The following is a 19,971-nucleotide window of genomic DNA, read 5'->3' on the forward strand; positions in this document are numbered from 1 at the left end:
TGGTCAAACAGTCGTGCTGAGATCAAGCAAGTGGTCGCAGCGGGACGCCAGCTCCCTGTCGTGGGTAGCAAGGACCAGTGCACAACCGGTTTGCTGTTGCACAGTGAACAGGCAGTCCGCCACCTCATCAGCGGTGTGACGATCAAGGCTGCCGGTGGGCTCGTCCGCCAGAATCAACGCCGGAGCCATGGCGAATACCATGGCCAGTGCCGCTCGCTGGGCCTGGCCACCTGACACCTGATCCGGGTAACGGTCAGCTTCGGCCCCCACACCCAGGCGCTCCAGCCACTCACGCTCGCCGCCAGCATCGTGGCCGGCCAAATGGGAGCGCAGGCGAACGTTGTCCAGCAGCGAGAGCGCGGGCATCAGATTAACGTCCTGGAACACCACGCCAATGGTGCGCCGGCGGAGTTCTGCCCAGCGCACTTCGGCGCCTGCGCCAGTTGCTGCAAAGGACTCACCCGCGACGGCGATGCGTCCGTCATCCAGTGTCTGCAGGCCACACAACAGGTTCAACAAAGTGCTCTTACCGGAACCTGATCGTCCCACAACCGCCAGGGACTCCCCCGAACAAACCGACAGGGACAGATCCGCCAGCACGGACACCCGCTGGCGACCGCTGATATAACCTTTACTTAACCCTTCAACGGCCAATACCGGACTTCCCATCATGCGCTCCGCTGGACAGTATCTTTAAGTACTATACAACCCGAATGCCCTTATGGATCCGGGCCGGGACGTTGGTGAATTTGGATTTAGAGGCAGAAATGCTACGACTTTAGTCTTAACTCCCCTCACTTTTTTGTTGAAAATCTGATCTAATTCGCCCCTCTTTACTTGTGCTTACATTACCTACATATTTTTACCGCCTGGATACATTGAGTTACCGGGCCACCAAAGATCTCGCCTCATGGATAGCTACAAAGAACCCCTGAAAGCCCTGGCTCGCCCCTATCGCAAGGCGGTATTAAAGGCGTTGCTGGTTCTCACCATGCTCGGGGGCGCCCTGTTTGCCATGCTCAACCTGCTCACAGGCAGTTATCCGTTAGCCATCGTCGAACTCGCAATGGGTGCATACGCCATTCTCGTTTACAGGGCGGTACGCAACACACAGCATCTTGAGCGCTGGATCATTGCTTACGCCATCCCGTTTTTCACCGCCATGATGTTCGCCATGACCATCCCCAGAGCCTCGGCCACCGTACACGCCTGGGTGCTCCTGATTCCGATCGTCTCTCACCTGCTGATGGGCCGTCGACTTGGCCTGGCTATATCCGTGTTCTACATGAGCGTCGCCGGCATTATTTTCCTGCTCAGGTATCACGATGAGCCGGCCATGATGCAAGCGCTGCCAGTTGCCAACATTGCCGTCATCTCCCTGTGTATCCTGGTGTTCTCCCACGTCTACGAAGTGACCCGGGAACAGTCACAGCGCCAACTGCTCAAGATTGCCCAGACCGACACCCTCACTGGCCTTGCCAACCGGGCCAGGCTCAGTGACATCTTCAAACGGGAGCAACAGCGCAGCCGACGCTATAACACGCCGATGACCCTGCTCGCGCTCGACCTCGATCATTTCAAAGAGGTCAACGACCGCTATGGCCACGACACCGGCGATCTGGCCCTGCAACACGTTGCCCGTATTTTCCGGGAATGCCTGCGTGCAACCGATCTGGCGGCACGCCTGGGAGGGGAAGAGTTTGGCATACTGCTGACCAATACCAATGGCCAGCAAGGCCTGGAGGTGGCTGAAAAAATCCGTATTGCGGTCGCCTCTACCCCATTGACCGTCAACAACGACGTTATCCGTCTGACTCTCAGTGGTGGCGTCGCGGAGTTCGGGCCAGACGGCGAAACGCTGCGCCAGTTGGTAAGAGAAGCCGACAAACGTCTGTACGAAGCAAAGGACCGGGGCCGCAATCTGATCATCCCGGCGGAGACAACCGCCAGCCTTCTGGAACCGCTGGAGTCAGACACCCACCGCGCATGAGACAGAATGCCGCATCCGACTGAAGACATTCCCGCAGTAGCACCGTCGAAAACCCGCTAGAATGCATGCCATGGAATGGCTGACTCACTCACAAACCGGTTTTCAACAGGCGGCGCGCTACCTTCTCACCATGCGTCTGGCCATCGTGGTCATTCAGTTGGTCGCCGTTGCCATCGCCGACACCATGGTCACCCTGGCCCATCGGCCAGAAGCCCTGTTGATCTGCCTGCTCTACACCGTACTGGCAACCCTTGGCTGGCTCTGGTTTACCCGCCGGCCTCCCCGTTTGACGGTTACGGTCAGCCTCGGGCTCGCCCTGGATCTTTTCCTGATCAGCGCCTGGCTATTCCTCACAGGAGGCTATACCAATCCGCTTGTCTCGCTGCTGCTGCTTCCCATTGCCGTTGCCATCATCCTGGTCCCCTTGCGCGAAAGCATTGCTCTGACGGTCATCGGTTTTGGCTTCTACACCGCCATGGTGCTGTGGCACACGCCGCTTACCCACGAACATCACAACGCCAACCTGACCCAACTGCACCTTATGGGCATGTGGGCCACCTTTGCCATCACTGCCACCATGCTGTTGCTGGTGGTTGGCTCACTGGCCCGTCGGTTGCGACAGAAACAGGGACAACTGGCCGAATTCCGGGAGAACCGGCTCAGGGATGAACAGGTGATTGCCCTGGGCCTGTCCGCCGCGGCGGTGGCGCATCGGCTGGGTACGCCGCTGAACACCATGGCCCTGCTGGTGGACGAAATGAAATCCGTGCACACCGACCCTTCGCTTGCAGACGACCTTGGGTTGATGGAGAAGCAACTGGGCCTTTGCAGCAACCACCTGCACCAACTGTCTACTGCCGCCATGCAGGCCAAGGCCGCGCAGCAGGAAATCCTTCCGCTGCACTTCTGGATGATGCGGCTGCGGGAGTCAGCCACGCTGTTGTGGCCGGCGTCGCCCATCCACTGGCAGGCGCCATTCCCCGACCAGCCCGTCGCCGTGGATGCCACCCTGGACCAGGCCATACTGAACCTTCTGGCCAACGCCCTGACGGCCAGCCCATCGTGGGTCGCGGTCAGCGCGGGGGACAGCGACGAGGGACGGGTCGCAATCGTGGTTGAGGATCATGGCAAGGGTCTGGAACTCTCACTGCAGAACACCGCCGGCGATGGCGTTGTAGACTCCGAACATGGCCTGGGCGTAGGGCTGTTCCTCTCCAACGCCACCATCCAGCGCCACGGCGGCACCCTCAAAGCCAGGGCCGACCGCACGGGCACCACCATGATCATCGACCTGCCACAAGCGCAAGCCCATACCCAGGGCGACAAGGAGGCGGAATGAACGGCCAGCCGACCTGGTTGCTGATCGACGATGACGAAGCCTTCGTGCAGGTGCTACAGCGTTCCCTGAAGCGCCAGAACATCGAGGCCACGTGTGCCCTCAACCGTCTGGAGGCCATAGCAGCACTGGAATCACAGACCTTTCATCGCTGCGTGCTGGATCTCAACCTGGCCGGCGAAAGCGGCCTGCAATTACTGCCGGAGCTGCTGGCCCTTCAACCCGAACTGGAGGTGCTGGTACTGACGGGGTATGGCAGCATCGCCACCGCCGTGGAAGCCATGCGCCGGGGTGCCGTCAACTACCTGTGCAAACCGGTCACACTGAGCCAACTGACGGCCGGTTTCAGCCCACTGGACGGCCCACCGGCAACCCGTGAAGAACCCCCAACGGTGGAGGAAATGGAGTGGGAACACATTCAACGGGTGCTGAACGAGCACGACGGCAATGTATCCTCAACGGCCCGGGCGCTGAACATGCACCGGCGAACCCTGCAACGGAAGCTTCAGAAGCATTCCCGCTGGCGGAATCAGTGATGCTATGAACACGCAGCGTTGGGTGCGGGTTAAACGGCGTCAGGCCAGGCGCCGTAGCCAGGTTTCACGCTGCAGGTAGATCACCATGATAACGGCTTTCACCACTTCATCCGCAACAAAGCCGGCAAACACACCCCAAAGGCCAAACCCAAGATAGAGCCCAAAATACCAGGCCACGGGCACCCCGACACCGGCAAAGCCAATCAGGGTGATCACCATCGGTGCGCGGGTATCGCCACCGGCCCTCAGAATGCCCGGAATAATCATGGTTAACGCCGTGGCACCGCTGTAAAGAACGCTCAAGGCCACCATCCAGATCACCCGCTCCCGGGTTAAATCGCTGATTTCGTAGAACTGCAGGAACAAGGGGGTAAGCAATGCCACGATCAATGTCAGCAACGGCAGCACCAGCAACACCATGCGGATACCCATGGCGGTGTAGGCTCGTGCCCGCTGCGGATGCCGGCCGCCCAGCGATTCCCCCAGGGCAATGCTAACGGCCTGCTGCAATCCGACACCCGGAGCCAGCGAAAACCCACGAATAATCGACGCCACCAAAAAGGCCGCGTAAGCTTCCGCACCCACCCGGTTAAACATCATGGTGTAAATAAACGCCGACCCTTGCCACAAAAAACCATCCACGGACAGCGGATACCCCAGGTACAGGATTCGCCTGAGCCGTTGCCACGCCAGCCCGGAGACGTCCCTTACCCGGGCATTGACCGCCGGATGGCGGAGAACGGCGCGTAGCATGAACACCGCCTGAAACAACCACGCCAGCACAGTGGCGATTGCAACACCGGGAAGCCCCAGAGGCGGAAACAGGGGCTCGGTTACGCCCTGAATGGCACCGCCAAACAGCAACAGGTAGTTACCCAGGGCGTTAAGCACATTGCCATACAGGGCCAGTCGCATGGGGGTGCGGGTGTTGCCGAGGGACTGGAGCACATACATGGCCACATGGGCAATTACCAGCGCAGGCAACCCCAGCCCGATGATCCACAGATAGCCATAGCCAATGCCCGGCAGCCCGGAGCGCTCCGTCGGAGCACGGAACAGGTCCGTAGTCAGCAAAGCCAGAAGCGACTCGCCAAAGACAATATAGAGAGCCCCAATGGCCATGCCCGTAAACAGGCCGGCGGTCAGCAGGGTTGCCAGGGTCTCACGGATCTCGGCGTGCTTCCGGGCGCCACGCAACTGGGCGGTAATCACGGCACCACCCTCGGTCAGGGCCGCGTAGCAAAGTACCACCAGGAAATTCAGCTGCAGGCAGATTCCCAGCGCTGCGATGGTCTGCTCACCGAACTGACCCACCATCAGGTTGTCCACCACGCCGGTGAGCTGAAACAGATAGAACTGGATAATGATGGGCCAGGCCAGGGTCATCAACCGCTGGCGCACGGGGCCTGAACTGGGGACCATAGGCCGTTCCGGAAAGGGTATTGCCAGATACTAACAAGCCGGGGCTGGCTTGCAGTCCTCCCCAAACGCCTTTTGGGGGGCGTAGGTTGCTCCTGGGCTATCGGTTGCTGAAAACAACACCCAGGATTCCTCACCGCCGCTTTTGCGGCAGTTTTTCCGACAGTCGCGATTGTGGCGCCGTGGGTGCGGCGGGTCGTTGGGCGACTGACCGCTTGAATAGTGAGTTTCAATCCACGACGAAGAGCTTTGCGCCCCGCTCGGTCGAGGAGCGATGAAGCTCGGCGTTGTCCGCTACCTGATAACTAGAACCCGGCTTGAGCACAAAGCAACGACCGTCCTTTAACTCAGTATGGAGCTCACCTTCCAGGCAGAGCAGGATATGCCCTTTGGCGCACCAATGATCAGCCAGATAGCCGGGGCTGTACTCGACCATACGAACCCGGATATCGCCGAAAGTGCGGGTCTGCCAATAAGCAACTCCCTGCTCCCCTGTGTGTTCAGTCCTCTCAACTTCAGACCAGTCAGTAACCCCAAAGGGTAGATCCCTTATGTCCAATTTGCTTCTCCTTAAGCACATGACGTGAAGCTGTGGGAAAATTATCCGGCAATAGCGGCTGGGCTTTTGGCTTGAGGCCGCTGGAGGCCAACTTTTTACACATTTCTAGGCTTGTTTGGTGTAAACCAATTTCCATGTCACCAGTCCAGCTCCTCATCGCATTCATCCACGGAGTTGTCTATCCCCTCCCGAATAGACTCCCGCATACCTGGTACGGAGAGCAGACAAAGTGATTCCTGAATTGCCGACCAGTCTTCCTCGGAAACCAGGACGGCTTTGTTCCGCTTACCCATGATAACGATTGGTTGGTGGGACTCGGCAGTCTCGTCGATCAACCGATATAGGTTGTTACGCGCCTCAGTTGCTGTGATTCCGGTCATGACGCACCTTTTGTGTATTCAACTTTTAACCAACCGTACGCCTTTGGGTACGTACGCCAAGACGAACGTCCTGTATTTCAGTAAGCTCACGCTCATCACGACAACGCCAAAGATATCGCCTGTAAGACGCTCACAACTGTCAGGAACCCACCAATTACGGTAAGCCTTCTGTTAGAGAGATCGACCCCTTGAATCAGGATAAAGCTACCAACCGCGCCGCTGAAAAAACCTCCACTGAACTGAGAACCACCAACCGCAAAGACAAACACCAAGTAAACCACTGCCAGGAAATACAGCAATACTCGTAGCGATTTGACCTCAAAACGCTTGTAGTAGGCCTTGTCTTCTGGGGAAAGTTCTTCCTTGCTCACTGAAAACTCCCTTGAGCCTCTAACTCTGAGGTGACCGGCGCCAGAGCGTCAGCGGGCGAACGCCGTCGACGCGAACAATACACGTCACTTGTTACATGGCACACGGACTCCACACAACAAAGACCTTAAGCGCCGCACTGCTTTTGCATGTCTTCAACTTGTTTCTCAAGGCTTGGAATCTGAAGAGTGACACCGTCGTGATAAATGGTCTTGCCTTTCCATTCAGGCTTTTTATCAAGTGCTGTGCGAAGAGCAGAATCCAATTTTTTGAGTGATTTTGATTCTGTGCAGAGACACTCATAGAGGTTGGCATCAGTACTACGGCACTCCCCGGCAGCGCCCATCAGGGCAGACAGCCCATCATCAATCTCTTGGAGTAAAAAAGCGTCTTCATCCTTGACCTGAATGGTCTTCCCGGCGGCATTAGCGAATGCTGGCAGAAGGGCAACCAAGAAAATAAGACCTAAACGCAAACTGAATCCCATACTCAACTAACTCCCTGTTTAAATTGATCTCAAAAGCATCAATGACTATGCAACGTAACAACTCTTTAGAAGCCGGGTTACCCGGCAATTTGTTGCAGCCTCCAATACTGAATGCCAACTCCCAATATTTTTGGCAAACCGCGCCCACACACCAAACCCAAGAGCGCCGGAGACAGGCATTTAACGCTGAGCGCACCGGTGGCCTTTTTGGAGCAACGCGGAGAAAGGGACATCCGCGTGGCACGCCTTGTTACCTGCATTTTTCGCATTTACTCACAGTAGTTCCGACTCAATACATCAAACTATTTCTAACAGGAACTCCGAATTCTTGAGCTACTTTTCCAGCCAGCAATTCGGCATCTTCCGCATAGTCCGTGCTGGGGAAGCCGCCAATCACCCAAGAGTTTGCACCGGGATAGAAATGTCGAGAATCCTTTTTATGCCTCACTCTTACGAGAACGCCGGGGCCGGTTGCCTCGATTCCACGCTGATTAGTCATTGGCATGGCCATGATTTGGACTTCTCCGAAATCCAGGATGGGGACTTTTTTGGAAGGCTTAAACTCACTACCCGGCCACCTCATTTCATTCACAACCATTTGAGTAGCGGGGTCCCAACGTTTTCGACGTTCTTTAAACACCAGAGTAATTCCAGCTACGAAAGGCGCCAACCAAAACGCGATTACTAACAACAAAGCTGGCCAGGGTGCTGCAAAAATACCGAAGACGGGGAGTAATGAGGCAATCAAGAGCATCCACCCTAGCAGCTTATAGTTATCCTGATAGGCGACTACTTGATGATTCGGAATGTCCATTTCCAATCTGACGTCATTGTTCAGCGGATTCGTCACTTGATCCATTCCACAAACTCCACTCGTGGTCATTGCTCATCATTACTTGGTGCAACGCGATATGATTGCCAGTCAATCTATTGCGGACATTGTTTTCGGATTCTAGCCGGGCAAACGAACGTCTGACGCTTTTTCGCAATCAAATCCTCAAGTCCCCATGTTTCTGTATAAACGTAACGCCCGACATCACCGGTGACAAAACCAGAGCGAAGCGAAGGTTTTGGTATTCGGTGCACGGCCTGGTTACACCTCACTTTGGTCAGTGAAGCTGGCTAAAAACTTCCGGGTGTTGCTCAGCTATGCGCAGAAGCGCAACCGCAGGACCCTGTGGCTCGCGCCGCCCCTGTTCCCAATCCTGAAGGGTTCGCACACTCACGCCCATAAGACCGGCAAATGCTGACTGCGACATGTGCAATTTCAGCCTGATCTCTTTGGGTGGTGAAGGTTCTGAAAGCTCATGCGTTCGTAGAGCCAATTTACCCTTCTTGAACTGCTTGATTTCATTAATACCATCGAGAATCTCTGCCCCAAGGTTCCTGTCACCCATTTTTGATTGCCTCCGCTATCTGCTTGAGCGTATGGCCAGGAATGCTGGCGCGCTCTGATTTACTGTACAGCGTGAGCATCCATATCTCGTGGTCAGACTTCTTCCAGTAATAAATGGCTCTGATACCACCGCTCTTTCCCGAACCCGCCGGTGCCCACCGAACCTTGCGAACACCACCTGAACCTTTAATCAGATCCCCGGCATCCGGCTTCTGCAAAAGGTAGCTCTGAAGTCCTCGGTACTCTTCATCCGTGAGGTAGTTCGACAACAACTTGGTGAACGTTGAGGTTTCGATGCATAGCATGACCAAAATATACGGCAATGCCGTATAATAATCAAGACTGCATCAGTGAGGTGTAACGCTGAGGTAACCGACGCCGGAGCGCCAGCGGAGGGCACCATAAGCGGTACGCTTTTGGTGCCCTCCGCTGGAAAAAATGCTTTTAGTGGCAATGATAGGGCTGTGAGCCTGCGTGACAGCATTGCCCGGGAGGACTGTCTTTCCGGCAACCGCCCCCATGGGCGAACGCCGTCGTCGCGAATAATACAAGAACCAAAGTTAGCATTATTTTTTTCATGGCCATTCTCCAGGATTAAAGTGCTAGCGCACCGAAAACCTCCATGTTTATTGCCCTCCAACTATATTGGCACCACCTGAAAAATGTAGACGAAATATACGTAAAGCACCATAACAGCGGCTTTGCGCAGCGAAGAAAAAGCCTTCCTGTGGAGGTCCAGACAAAACATCCCAGAAAATTAAGGACTAGCTAGTCCGGCGCTCTCAGCTTCTGGAAATGTCCACCATGGAAAAAACCGTATCCAGATACTCCCGAAAACCCTTCATCGCTCCATTAAAAGCTTGCTAAAGATATTGCAGGCTCAGATCGAAACCATCACCCGACAGATCGAACGGGAAGTCGCCAAGGTAGACCGCTGGCGTATCAAAACGGAGATCCTGACCAGCATGCCGAGCGTCGGCAAAGTCCTCGCCTACGCCCTGCTCAGTGAGCTTCCAGAACTCGGTTCTCTCAATCGAAAAGAGATAGCTGCACTGGTCGGTGTCGCGCCCATCAACCGGGACAGAGGTAAGCTCAATGGCAAACGAAGAATACGGGGAGGACGCCATAGAATCCGCACAGTCATGTTCATGGCCATGCTCTCATCCATCCAATGCAATCCGGGTTTCAAACGCTTCTACGAGCGTCTGAAGGCTCAGGGAAAGATCCCAAAAGTCGCCCTCGTTGCCTGTATGAGGATGATGATTGTGGTGCTCAATACCATGGTCAAAAACCAGGAATCCTGGCGGAGCGAAATGGCTTAATTTATGGAATTGACACCACAGTCACTTGTTACAGCGACCGCAGCACTTGCGCTTAGTGCGTCGAAATGATTATCGCTGATCTCCAGTTGTATGCCATAACGACTTTACAAGCTAATCCGTCAAACTTTATGCGCTTTGATTCAAGCTCACTCCTCAATTTTGAAAGAATCTGTCGCAGCCACCCCCTTACAAAAAGGCCAGCACCACCGATCAGTCCTACAACCAAAGAACGCATGTTGGCATTGCACCGAACTAATGTTTCAAGGGCCTCTTCGACAGCTTCAACCGTTCTCACGCTGAATGAGTCTTTTAACCTTGCAATTTCAGAATCATGGCCAAACAACACTTCAATAATTTTGAGCAGATCTTCTTTTTCCGAATTAGACAACGACATTTTAAATCACTCCATTGATTATAAGTCTTTCAATCCTTTCTCCCGAAATACTTTCTGTTTTTATCACTAGAATTTGATCCGATTTATCTTTGTCAACAAGGACGATAAACGATTTTTTCTTCCCAAATGCCCAGTATCCAGTACCACTGGAAGTGTCAAAAATTCTAACCTCCTCGGGAGATATATCGAGATCAATAACAAACTTCTTAGATTTTTTTAATTCAGATATGTAGCTTTCTGGCTCAGGCCCGCTTTCTTTGATGCCAAATAAATACAAAGGCCAACTACGAATATCGACTCCTTTATAACCGAAGTCTTCGCTTGTCAAAATTTCAAGGGAAAAATACGAGCGGTCGGGGAACATCACAGTTATGCCAGCGCCTGGAATTATTTTTGCGCCTTCTAATTCAGCAACCGGAACATTTAAGCGACCGACGAGGCCAGAGGCTAACATTAAGGTTGGCCCGTAATCCTTTTTCTCGTACTGAAACTTTATAGCCTCATTGCCTAAGGCGGAATTGAGAGAAAGACAAAAAAGCAGAAAAAAAAGTGCAGAACGGTAGATCATTGAAAACTCCTTTTTCAATTTAGCACGCAATATTATTGAAAGCCGGAAAGGATCGCAACCTCACCCTGTCAACTCCAGTTCCATTGAGTCGCTGTAACGCCGAACGAAGCGGCGCGTCTCACGCGTCCGCCTTCCGTGCCTTGTTAAATTTTCAATGTTGGAGGTCGTTCTTCATTTCCTCTAAGACTTTCTTTTTAACTTCCATGAGATCTTCCGCGCTTCTCTCAGAATCTCTGGCAACCCTTAAGGTTTGGATTATTGCTTCTGAAGCATCACTCTCTGACAATATAAGGGCACTATAAAATGAAGGCATGAGATCAGATAGCTCTGGGTTTTTTCCGCCAACATAGAAGTCTAGGTCAGATAAGTATCTCGAATATGCAATTCTACGTTCTGTTAACAAGTCGTGCCCTTGCGCACTATCCAGCTCCATTCTCTTCAACGATCTCTGGTTTTTCGACCTCTTATCCTCAAGAAAATAATTTGCTAGTTGGGTCAAAAAAACGCCTCCAAGGGCTCCGATCAATGTGTACATTGCAGAATCCATACACCTCCCCAATTTAACGCCCGGCTCACGCGCCGGTTTGGAGCCGCGAAGCGGCGGAAAATCGGTCGCAGTGCAGCCGATTGTTAGGCATAGTTCCAAGGAGTAGATTTCGATATTTCAGCCCATGGGTCTGTACCATTGAAGCCACCGACATATAGAACCTCGTTGTTCCTCACCACCCACTGCATGCCATGCTCCTGCTCCCACTCACAGTTTAACTCCATCCAGATAACAGGCTCATCGCCATACTCTGGTTCCGGAATGATCAAAGTCGATGGATAAATCAACGAAAGTACAGACTTGTAGTTATCGAATGACTTCAATGGCTCACCAATATCGGCCAAAAACCCATTGCAGTAACGTATTGAGGCCTCGCAAAGGTCCTTTATAGTCGCCTCCGGCAAGGCATTCAGATACTCCGCACAGGCTTTGACATACTCAAGAGTAGCCTCCTCTTCTACACCGAACTGGATATACTTGCCGAAGAGCTCAAACCAGACTTCGCCCTGCGGGCCTGATACAGAGCTTTCATAGATATTTCGTAAGAGTTCCATCGAGCTCTCCCTTGCCTAACAGCGTATTATACGAACCCGTTCGTATATCACCCATTCGTATAACTCCAATTCCGGCCGCCCCTTCCAATCCAATAAATTTCTTTAGAATCAACATCTAAACAGGAAACACCACGGCTACCGCCGGTGTTATACGCCCTCCTTGGTCTCTAACGCACCCACGAATAAGGGCGTATAACTCCACAATGCTCTAAACCAGCTTCAACAGTATCAGATACTTATAACGATTTGCCGCCCCTTGCCTGGAGTTTTGCGAACCGGTTCGTATAACTCCAGGCTGCGAGGTCGATTTTAGACCAAGCCCGTTCGCCAATCAGGGGCCATGGGTAACGCCGAATTTCCGGTGTGGAACAGGCTCACGCAACGATAATGCTAAACTGGCCGCAGACTCACACCATCTCCAAAGGCAGGACAGCGCATTGAGCCAACTGAAACCTCTCGTTTCCAGGGAATGGCAGGCCTTCTGGCTGGCCATCGGTTTCCTGACACGCATCCCCATGCTGGTGCGTATCGACTATTCCCCCCGCCTGATGAATCAGTGCAGTGTCTATTTCCCTCTGGTTGGGCTGGTGCTCGGCGTCATTTATGCGGGGCTGTACATGGCTGTGGTGCAGCTTTGGAGCCCGCTGGTCAGTCTAATTCTTATTCTGGGTTTTCACCTGTGGATTACCGGCGCGTTCCACGAGGATGGATTGGCCGACAGTGTCGATGCGTTGGGCGGCGGGTATACCCTGGAAGCCAGGTTGCGGATCATGAAGGACAGCCGCATCGGCACCTACGGTACGGTGGCGCTGGTGGTTGCGTTGGTGCTGAAACTTGCGCTGCTGGATGAAGCTCAACCGGTGTGGCTGGCGCTGATCCTGGCCCCGATGGTGTCGCGTCTCGCGCCACTGATGATCATGGGCTTCCTGCCGTATGTGACCGACCCGGACAAGAGCAAGAGCAAACCGGTGGCCGAAGATTTCTCGCGTTCACGGCTGGCGATTGCCACCGTGTTCACCGCGATTGTCTCTCTGGCCCTTATCCCGTTTGAGACCAAAGCTCTGCTGTGGCTCGTTATCGCTACGCTGGGTACGGCTATTGTCTGGGGCGGGTACCTGCGCCGGCAACTGGGTGGCTATACCGGCGATACCCTCGGGGCCAGCGTGGTGTTTGCGGAACTGGTCCTGCTGCTTGGGCTTGCGATGTAAAGGTTCAACGGTCAGTTCCGAATCCGGCGAGTTTTTCCGGGTTTCGCTGGTACACTTTCCATCATGGACACATTAAACGATGACCTTTGCTACCAGGCACTGAAAACCCGTGACGCCCGATTCGACGGTCGCTTCTACACCGCTGTGTTGACCACCGGGATTTTCTGCCGCCCCATATGCCCGGCGGTGACGCCCAAGCGGGGGAACGTGCGTTTTTACCCGTCTGCAGAAACGGCCATGGCCAACGGCTTTCGACCCTGTCTGCGGTGCCGGCCAGAAGCGGCACCTGGTAGCCCGGCTGCTGCCGGGGTTCACACCACCGTGGCCCGGGCAGTGCGGCTGGTGGACGAAGGTGCTCTGGATAACGGCTCCGTGGCGGAGCTGGCCGAGCGGCTGGGCATTACCGACCGCTACCTGCGCCAGCTCTACAAACGCCACACCGGAGCCACCCCACAACAACACGCCCAGGCCCGGCGCTTACTGCGGGCCCGGCAGTTGATTGTCGACAGCAACCTCAGCATGACGGAGATCGCGGAGATTGCCGGTTTCAGAAGCCTGCGCCGCTTCAATCACACCCTGAAAGAAGCCTACGGCAACGCACCGACGGCATTCCGCAGAGGTCTCAAGCCACCGCTCAAAGCCACACAGAACGGTGCAGACGATCTTTTTCTGCCGGCACACGACGACCTGGTTCTGTTCCTGCGGGCCCGGCCACCGTTCGACAGTGAGCAGTTACTGACCTTCTTTCGGGCACGGGCCATTCCGGGCCTGGAAGCGGTTGGCGCGCACCACTACGCGCGATCGCTCTGCATTGCTGGGCAACCGGGGCTGGTCATCTGCCGCCCAAGCGACAATCCCCCGGGGGTGCAGGTTATCCTTCGTGGGCCGGCACGGCAGTCCATTCTGGAGGTGAGTGCGCGGATACGCCGTTTGCTTGATCTGGATGCGGACCTGCCCGGCATCAGCGAACACCTGGCGCAGGACCCGCTATTGGAACCACTGGTCGCACGGCATCCCGGCCTGCGCGTTCCGGGCAGCTGGGAACGGTTCGAGTTTGCCGTCCGGGCCATTCTTGGGCAGCAGGTGTCCCTCTCCGCGGCTCGAACCCTGGCTGGGCGGCTGGTGGCTCGTTATGGCCAGGCCCTTCCCGACGATCTTGCCGGGGGCACGGGTATTACCCATAGATTCCCGGAACCGGCAGCACTCGTCGGCCAGCCGTTGAACAAACTGGGTATGCCCGGCAGCCGTACAGACACCCTGGCACGAATCACCGCCCGGTTTGCCGAACCCGGTTTTGCCGAGCAGGATGGCAACACCCTGCTGGCGCAGTTGGCCCCCATGCGGGGCATCGGCCCCTGGACACTCCACTACCTGGCCCTGCGCGGCCTGGGGGATCCAGACGCGTTTCCCGCCAGCGATCTGGGCATACTCAAGGCTTCGGCCCATCTGGGCGGCCCGCAAGACGCCAAAGCCCTGACGCGCCACGCCGAACGCTGGCGGCCATGGCGGGCTTACGCAGCGCAGTACCTGTGGACATCACTGAACACCCATCCACCCCGGCAGGAGACACCATCATGACAACTCAAATTCATGTCAGCCGCTTCCCCAGTCCCGTTGGCCCCCTGAGGCTGGCCACGGTGGATGACCAACTGGTGCACCTGGACTTCGACGACAACGAAGAGCGCATGCACTCGCTGCAAAACCGCCGGTTCCGGCAGCCGGAGTGGCGCGAGCAACCGAACAGCGCCCCCGGGACCATTATCGAGTGGCTGAACGCCTACTTCTCGGGGGTGATCAAGCCCCTGCCGTGGAAGGACATCCGCTTGACCGGCACTGAGTTTCAACAACAGGTCTGGCAGGGGCTGACCGGGATTCCAGCGGGTGAGCACCGCTCGTACAGCGCGCTGGCAAACACCCTGGGCAACCCGAAGGCGGTGCGTGCCGTGGCTCGTGCCAATGCCCTCAACCCCATTGCCATTCTGATCCCCTGCCACCGGGTGATCGGAGCCAATGGTACGTTGACGGGCTACGCTGGCGGCCTGGAGCGCAAGGCGTGGTTGCTGGACCACGAATCGCGGAACCTGAAGAGGGTTTAACCCCACGGGGCTGTGCATTTGTGACGATAATGGCGACAATCACCGCACGGATTTACCTTGCAAGGATCAGGAGCCCAGCCCCACATGTCATCGCAATCGCCTGTCGCCCCCACACAGGGCAAGCCGGAAGACAAACGCGCGCTCTGGTCCTGGGCGCTCTACGACTGGGCCAACAGCGCCTTTTTCACCATCATTCTGACCTTTGTCTTCGCTCAGTACTTCAGCGTGTCAGTGGTGCAGGACGAGGTAAAAGGCACGGAAGCCTGGGGCAACATCGTTGGCATTGCCGGTGTGTTCATCGCAATCCTGGCACCGATATTGGGGGCCATTGCAGACCAGTCCGGCCGTCGCAAACCCTGGTTTATCAGCTTCACCCTGCTTTGCGTGGTCTCCTGCGCCATGTTGTGGACGGTCACGCCGGAGCAGAATCAGTTCTGGAACGCAGCACTGTGGGTTGGCCTGGGCACACTCGGTGCCGAGTTTGCGTTCATTTTCTACAACTCCATGCTGCCGGATCTGGCAAGCCCGGCGCGAACCGGGCGCTGGTCAGGCTGGGCGTGGGGGCTGGGTTACACCGGCGGTGTGCTAAGCCTTATCGTGGCGCTGTATGGCTTTATCGAAGCCGATGCCAACCTGTTCGATCTCAATCGGGACAACGCTGAGCATGTGCGTGCCACGTTTGTGCTGGTAGCGGTGTGGTATCTGGTATTTGCCCTGCCGGCCTTTATCTTTGTTCCGGACCGCCCATCCACCGGCCTGGGAATTGCCGCCGCCACCCGCGCCGGGTTCCGGCAACTGAAGGAGTCCATCGCCCAGGTTCGCCAATACAAGGACATCGTGCGCTTCCTGATCGCCCGCATGCTCTACACCGATGGCCTGGCCACTATCTTTACCTTCGGCGGGGTGTACGCGGCGGGTACCTTCAATATGGGCTCTACGGAAGTGCTGCAATTCGCCATCGCCCTGAACGTCACCGCAGGCCTGGGTGCACTGGGATTCGCCTGGGTGGATGACGCCCTCGGCGGGCGCAATACCATCCTGCTGTCACTGATCGGGCTGGGCTGCAGCGCCCTGGCCATTCTGGTGGTGGACGGCGCCACCGCGTTCTGGGTATGGGGCATGATCCTGGGCATCTTCGTGGGGCCGTTGCAGTCCGCCAGCCGTTCCCACCTGGCCCGCATCGCCCCGCCGCACCTGCAAACGCAGATGTTCGGCCTGTTCGCGTTCTCTGGCAAAGCCACCGCGTTTGCTGGCCCGCTGTTGGTGGGTTGGGTCACGGCCGTCACTGACAGCCAGCGCTGGGGAATGAGCACCATTCTGGTGTTCCTGGTGATTGGCTTCCTGCTGATGTTGACCATACCGGCCAGCGAAACACGGGAATCGGAAGCAACCGGCTAACACCTTCAGGGCGCGGCGCTGGCTATCCATCCGATAATGGCGACCGCGGCCAACAGTCCGAGCCACAACCACACGCCGCGATGTACAAGTTGGATAGCCGCATCAATGGTCTCGGCCGATGCCGGTTCACCCTCACCAAGCACGGGCCGTTGCTTGATGCCTGAGGCGTAGGGCGCAGGGCCACCGAGTACAACACTCAAAGCCCCGGCCCCTGCCGCCATGACCGGGCCGGCGTTCGGGCTGTCCCAGGCCGGCGCCTGTGCCCGCCAGCAACGAAAGCCGCCACGGACATCGCCAAGCAGGCTGTAGGTCAGCGCCGTGAGGCGAGCGGGTACCCAGTTCAATACGTCGTCCAGCCTCGCCGCAGCGCGGCCAAAATACTGGTAGCGATCAGTTCGATACCCCCACATGGCGTCCAGGGTGTTCACCAGCCGGTGAAGCAATACGCCCGGAACGCCGGCTACGAGAAACCAGAATAGGCTGGCGAACACGGCATCGGCGCCGTTTTCCAACATGGACTCGGTCGCGGCTATCGCAATGCCATTGTCATCAAGCGCCGCTGCATCACGACTGACGATACGGCCAACCTGCTCCCGGGCATTCTCAAGATCGCCCCCATGCAACGCGTCAGACACTGCCCGGCCGTGCTCCGTCAGGCCACGAATGGACAGGGCGAAATACAACACCACAGCCTGAACCAGCAGGTATTCCCAGTTCCCCAACCACCAGCGCAACCACTCGGCTGCCGCCAGTACGGGTATCACAGCGATTAACAGGGCCAGGAACCCGAGAACCATCGATCCTGCCATTCGCTCAGGTAGACGATTCATTCTCTGTTCGAGGAAGGCGGCGACATGCCCAAAACCAACGAGCGGGTGCCACCGACGCGGCTCACCCAACCAGCGATCCAATACAACGGCGATAAAACAAGCTGTCACGGCGAGAATGAAGGCGTTCAAATCAGCAATGTCTCTTCGAGCGGGCGGTGGGTTGTCGTGATCGAAAGGAAGTCTAACCGAGTGGCTGCTATCCTTGACACTTTTTCAGGCCGGGTAGACCATCTTCGGCTCCCGACACTTTGCCACCTCAGGATCCAACCATGCCGCTGCCTTCCTGCTGGACACAGCCGTTGCCACCCTCCGACACCCATTTTTGCGAGCGGGCACGGCAACGCCAACACGTGCTCACCAAGCCCCGGGGGTCTCTGGGGCAGCTGGAAGACGTAGCGATTACACTGGCGGGCCTTCAGCGCACGCAACATCCGCAGGTCGACCCTGTCCGCATCGCTGTTTTCGCGGCGGATCACGGCGTCTGTGCGGAGGGCGTATCCGCGTACCCCCAGGAAGTCACCGCCCAGATGATTGCGAACTTTGCCAGCGGGGGTGCGGCTATCAGCGTGTTGGCTCGGGAACTGGGAGCCTCGCTGGAAGTGGTGAATCTCGGAACCGTCGGCGACGTTCCGCCGTTGACCGATGTACGTGATGAGCAGATCGCAGCGGGCACCGCCAATCTTGCCACAACCGACGCGATGACGCCGGGCCAGCTTGAACAGGCGCTGGCCAGTGGTGACAGGGCCGCCGCCCGCGCCGCGGATGACGGGTGCCGACTGTTTGTGGGCGGCGATATGGGCATCGGCAATACCACCAGTGCCACCGCCGTGGCCTGCGCGTTGCTGGAACAAAGCCCGGAAAACCTGGCTGGGCCGGGCACGGGGCTGGACGCAGCCGGCGTGTCTCGAAAGTGTGAGGTCATCGCCCGGGCGCTGGCCAGGCATGGCAACAACCGCGACCCCCTGGCGGTGGCGGCCTCCCTCGGCGGGTTCGAGATTGCTGCGCTGGCAGGCGCCATTCTGGGTAGCGCGGCGCGCGGCATTCCCGTACTGGTGGACGGATTCATTGTTTCCGTTGCCGCCTTAGTAGCTGTTCGCCAACAACCACAACTGCGGCAGTGGCTTGTGTTTGCCCATCGTTCGGCGGAGCCGGGGCATCAGGCCGTGCTGGACGCCATGAATGCCAGGCCGTTGCTGGATCTGGGCATGCGACTGGGTGAAGGCAGCGGCGCTGCGGTGGCGGTTCCGCTGCTTCGCAGTGCCTGTGCCCTGCACAACCAGATGGCCAGCTTCGCTGACGCCGGCGTGACCGACAAGAACGAGGACTGAAGCGGGGATGACCAATAACCAGAACACCACTGCGTTTTTCGACCTGATCCGTCATGGCGAACCTGCCGGCGGGCCCATGTTCCGGGGCAGCAAGGATGATCCACTGAGCGACAGCGGCTGGCAGCAGATGAACGCGGCTATCAGGGACGATGACCAGTGGGATGTGATCATCACCTCCCCACTGCTGCGCTGCCGCCTCTTCGCAGAACAGTTGGCGGAGCAACGTCAGATTCCGTTGCACCAGGAGCCACGGCTGCGGGAGATTGCGTTCGGTGATTGGGAGGGCAGAACCTCCGAGAACATCATGGCCGATACGCCCGAGGCGCTGAACCGCTTCTGGAGCGACCCGGTTCGTTATCCTCCGCCCGGTGGTGAGGCTATCACCGAGTTCCGGCAAAGGGTCAGCAGCGCCTGGCAGGATTGGCAAACCCAGGCGGCAGGCAAGCGGGTACTCGTGGTGTGCCATGGCGGCGTGATTCGCATGCTCCTGGCGGAGGTAATGGGTATCCCCACTGAACGCTCTTTTTCAGCGTTAACGGTTCCCTACGCCTGCCGCAGCCGTATCCGCGTGGACATCTCGGAGCATGGCCTGCTCAGTTGCCTGCAAACGCACGGCGCATAATCAGCCTTTCAACGTTTGCGGCAGCCCTGCCACGCTCATCAGCACCTGCTCGCAACAGGTGGCAAGATCCTGGTTGAGCCAACCCAGTTCATCGCAGAAACGGCGGGTGAGCGGGTCCATGCCGATGGTACCCAGGCCCACTTCATTACTGACAATCACGATCTGGCCCGGATAGTTCTCCAATACCCGCAGGAAGGCGGTACGCTCACGGGCAAACACTTCATCGCCGGCAAACAGCAGGTTGCTCACCCACAGGCTCATGCAATCCACCAGCAACAAGGGGGGCTGTGGTTCCCTGGCGTAACCATCCAGCAGGGAGGCCAGCTTCAAGGGCTCTTCTGCCAACCCCCATTCCGGCGGCCGATTCTGCCGGTGGCGGGCCACCCGCCGGGTCATTTCTTCATCGTCGGCGGTCGCCGTTGCAACATAAACCACCGGTGAACCGGCGTCACAGGCAATACGCTCCGCCAGCGCGGTTTTGCCGGATCGAATGCCCCCAAGGACCAGTGTATGAATAGCAGACAAAACCCATCCTCTCGTGTGTAAACCAACGCTATCTTGCCCAACATCATGGCCGTAAAACAGCGCCACTGCTATATTGCGTGATAAATTCCAGAGGCGTAACCGGTGCG

General features: G+C 56.9%; 25 protein-coding genes. 10 read left to right on the forward strand and 15 right to left on the reverse strand.

The window, feature by feature from the left end:
- Positions 1–3: 3 nt before the first annotated feature.
- Positions 4–669 carry an ABC transporter ATP-binding protein gene (locus tag AXW11_RS06515; protein ID WP_075195511.1) on the reverse strand — a complete coding sequence of 222 codons (666 nt, stop codon included), beginning with the start codon at positions 667–669 and terminating at the stop codon, positions 4–6.
- A gap of 241 nt (positions 670–910) precedes the next feature.
- On the opposite strand from AXW11_RS06515, the gene AXW11_RS06520 reads away from it, so the two are divergent.
- The 3 genes from AXW11_RS06520 to AXW11_RS06530 all read left to right on the forward strand — a co-directional run bounded on the left by AXW11_RS06520 (position 911) and on the right by AXW11_RS06530 (position 3,862).
- Positions 911–1,990: a GGDEF domain-containing protein gene (locus AXW11_RS06520; RefSeq protein ID WP_036202215.1), complete on the forward strand. Its 1,080-nt coding sequence runs from the start codon at positions 911–913 to the stop codon at positions 1,988–1,990.
- Between the two features lie 70 nt (positions 1,991–2,060).
- Positions 2,061–3,329 (forward strand): sensor histidine kinase, encoded by a 1,269-nt coding sequence (locus AXW11_RS06525; protein ID WP_091641561.1) that lies wholly within the window; start codon positions 2,061–2,063, stop codon positions 3,327–3,329.
- The gene (locus AXW11_RS06530) at positions 3,326–3,862 is read left to right on the forward strand and encodes a response regulator transcription factor (protein WP_075195513.1); all 537 of its coding nucleotides are present in this window, start codon (positions 3,326–3,328) and stop codon (positions 3,860–3,862) included. The genes AXW11_RS06525 and AXW11_RS06530 overlap by 4 nt, the downstream gene beginning before the upstream one ends.
- Positions 3,863–3,901: 39 nt before the next feature.
- Here the strand turns inward: AXW11_RS06530 and AXW11_RS06535 are convergent, their stop codons facing one another.
- The 8 genes from AXW11_RS06535 to AXW11_RS06570 form a co-directional block, all read right to left on the reverse strand.
- Entirely contained in the window at positions 3,902–5,284 is a 1,383-nt protein-coding gene (locus AXW11_RS06535; RefSeq protein ID WP_091641558.1) for an MATE family efflux transporter, read from the reverse strand.
- 226 nt (positions 5,285–5,510) lie between these two features.
- Entirely contained in the window at positions 5,511–5,840 is a 330-nt protein-coding gene (locus AXW11_RS06540) for a DHCW motif cupin fold protein (protein WP_091641555.1), read from the reverse strand.
- 137 nt (positions 5,841–5,977) lie between these two features.
- Positions 5,978–6,220, reverse strand: coding sequence for a type II toxin-antitoxin system Phd/YefM family antitoxin (locus AXW11_RS06545; RefSeq protein WP_091641552.1), 243 nt, complete (start codon positions 6,218–6,220; stop codon positions 5,978–5,980).
- Between the two features lie 95 nt (positions 6,221–6,315).
- Positions 6,316–6,591: a hypothetical protein gene (locus AXW11_RS06550; protein ID WP_091641549.1), complete on the reverse strand. Its 276-nt coding sequence runs from the start codon at positions 6,589–6,591 to the stop codon at positions 6,316–6,318.
- A gap of 125 nt (positions 6,592–6,716) precedes the next feature.
- The gene (locus AXW11_RS06555) at positions 6,717–7,076 is read right to left on the reverse strand and encodes a hypothetical protein (protein ID WP_091641547.1); all 360 of its coding nucleotides are present in this window, start codon (positions 7,074–7,076) and stop codon (positions 6,717–6,719) included.
- 289 nt (positions 7,077–7,365) lie between these two features.
- Positions 7,366–7,935: a hypothetical protein gene (locus AXW11_RS06560; RefSeq protein ID WP_091641544.1), complete on the reverse strand. Its 570-nt coding sequence runs from the start codon at positions 7,933–7,935 to the stop codon at positions 7,366–7,368.
- A gap of 250 nt (positions 7,936–8,185) precedes the next feature.
- On the reverse strand, positions 8,186–8,473 hold the full coding sequence (locus AXW11_RS06565) for a helix-turn-helix domain-containing protein (RefSeq protein WP_091641542.1): 288 nt from the start codon (positions 8,471–8,473) through the stop codon (positions 8,186–8,188).
- Positions 8,466–8,777, reverse strand: a complete 312-nt coding sequence (locus AXW11_RS06570) for a type II toxin-antitoxin system RelE/ParE family toxin (RefSeq protein ID WP_091641537.1) — start codon at positions 8,775–8,777, stop codon at positions 8,466–8,468. The genes AXW11_RS06565 and AXW11_RS06570 overlap by 8 nt, the downstream gene beginning before the upstream one ends.
- A 567-nt stretch (positions 8,778–9,344) precedes the next feature.
- Here AXW11_RS06570 and AXW11_RS06575 point away from each other — a divergent pair.
- Positions 9,345–9,794 carry a transposase gene (locus tag AXW11_RS06575; protein WP_213479931.1) on the forward strand — a complete coding sequence of 150 codons (450 nt, stop codon included), beginning with the start codon at positions 9,345–9,347 and terminating at the stop codon, positions 9,792–9,794.
- Between the two features lie 52 nt (positions 9,795–9,846).
- Here the strand turns inward: AXW11_RS06575 and AXW11_RS06580 are convergent, their stop codons facing one another.
- The 4 genes from AXW11_RS06580 to AXW11_RS06595 all read right to left on the reverse strand — a co-directional run bounded on the left by AXW11_RS06580 (position 9,847) and on the right by AXW11_RS06595 (position 11,857).
- Positions 9,847–10,188 (reverse strand): hypothetical protein, encoded by a 342-nt coding sequence (locus AXW11_RS06580; protein ID WP_091641535.1) that lies wholly within the window; start codon positions 10,186–10,188, stop codon positions 9,847–9,849.
- Position 10,189: 1 nt separating this feature from the next.
- On the reverse strand, positions 10,190–10,756 hold the full coding sequence (locus tag AXW11_RS06585; protein ID WP_091641532.1) for a hypothetical protein: 567 nt from the start codon (positions 10,754–10,756) through the stop codon (positions 10,190–10,192).
- Positions 10,757–10,907: 151 nt separating this feature from the next.
- Positions 10,908–11,303, reverse strand: coding sequence for a hypothetical protein (locus tag AXW11_RS06590; RefSeq protein WP_143071131.1), 396 nt, complete (start codon positions 11,301–11,303; stop codon positions 10,908–10,910).
- Positions 11,304–11,386: 83 nt separating this feature from the next.
- Positions 11,387–11,857 (reverse strand): DUF6985 domain-containing protein, encoded by a 471-nt coding sequence (locus AXW11_RS06595; protein ID WP_091641526.1) that lies wholly within the window; start codon positions 11,855–11,857, stop codon positions 11,387–11,389.
- A 437-nt stretch (positions 11,858–12,294) separates the two neighbouring features.
- Between AXW11_RS06595 and cobS the strand changes: the two genes are divergently transcribed.
- The 4 genes from cobS (at position 12,295) to AXW11_RS06615 (ending at position 16,559) form a co-directional block, all read left to right on the forward strand.
- Positions 12,295–13,065 (forward strand): adenosylcobinamide-GDP ribazoletransferase, encoded by a 771-nt coding sequence (cobS, locus tag AXW11_RS06600; RefSeq protein WP_041335616.1) that lies wholly within the window; start codon positions 12,295–12,297, stop codon positions 13,063–13,065.
- A 63-nt stretch (positions 13,066–13,128) separates the two neighbouring features.
- Positions 13,129–14,643, forward strand: coding sequence for a DNA-3-methyladenine glycosylase 2 family protein (locus AXW11_RS06605; RefSeq protein ID WP_041335613.1), 1,515 nt, complete (start codon positions 13,129–13,131; stop codon positions 14,641–14,643).
- Positions 14,640–15,161: a methylated-DNA--[protein]-cysteine S-methyltransferase gene (locus AXW11_RS06610; RefSeq protein ID WP_041335611.1), complete on the forward strand. Its 522-nt coding sequence runs from the start codon at positions 14,640–14,642 to the stop codon at positions 15,159–15,161. Before AXW11_RS06605 ends, AXW11_RS06610 begins: the two co-directional genes overlap by 4 nt.
- A gap of 84 nt (positions 15,162–15,245) precedes the next feature.
- Entirely contained in the window at positions 15,246–16,559 is a 1,314-nt protein-coding gene (locus AXW11_RS06615) for an MFS transporter (protein WP_091641524.1), read from the forward strand.
- Positions 16,560–16,564: 5 nt separating this feature from the next.
- On the opposite strand, the gene cbiB is transcribed toward AXW11_RS06615, so the two are convergent.
- Complete coding sequence (gene cbiB, locus AXW11_RS06620; protein ID WP_091641614.1) at positions 16,565–17,506, reverse strand: adenosylcobinamide-phosphate synthase CbiB; 942 nt, start codon at positions 17,504–17,506, stop codon at positions 16,565–16,567.
- Between the two features lie 152 nt (positions 17,507–17,658).
- Between cbiB and cobT the strand changes: the two genes are divergently transcribed.
- The gene (gene cobT, locus AXW11_RS06625; RefSeq protein ID WP_041335609.1) at positions 17,659–18,717 is read left to right on the forward strand and encodes a nicotinate-nucleotide--dimethylbenzimidazole phosphoribosyltransferase; all 1,059 of its coding nucleotides are present in this window, start codon (positions 17,659–17,661) and stop codon (positions 18,715–18,717) included.
- A gap of 7 nt (positions 18,718–18,724) precedes the next feature.
- Complete coding sequence (locus AXW11_RS06630; RefSeq protein WP_036202161.1) at positions 18,725–19,339, forward strand: histidine phosphatase family protein; 615 nt, start codon at positions 18,725–18,727, stop codon at positions 19,337–19,339.
- Here the strand turns inward: AXW11_RS06630 and cobU are convergent, their stop codons facing one another.
- Entirely contained in the window at positions 19,340–19,855 is a 516-nt protein-coding gene (gene cobU / locus AXW11_RS06635; protein ID WP_036205535.1) for a bifunctional adenosylcobinamide kinase/adenosylcobinamide-phosphate guanylyltransferase, read from the reverse strand.
- Positions 19,856–19,971 lie beyond the last annotated feature (116 nt).

Source organism: Marinobacter sp. Hex_13 (genome assembly GCF_001566815.1).
GTDB classification, from domain to species: Bacteria; Pseudomonadota; Gammaproteobacteria; order Pseudomonadales; family Oleiphilaceae; genus Marinobacter; species Marinobacter salarius.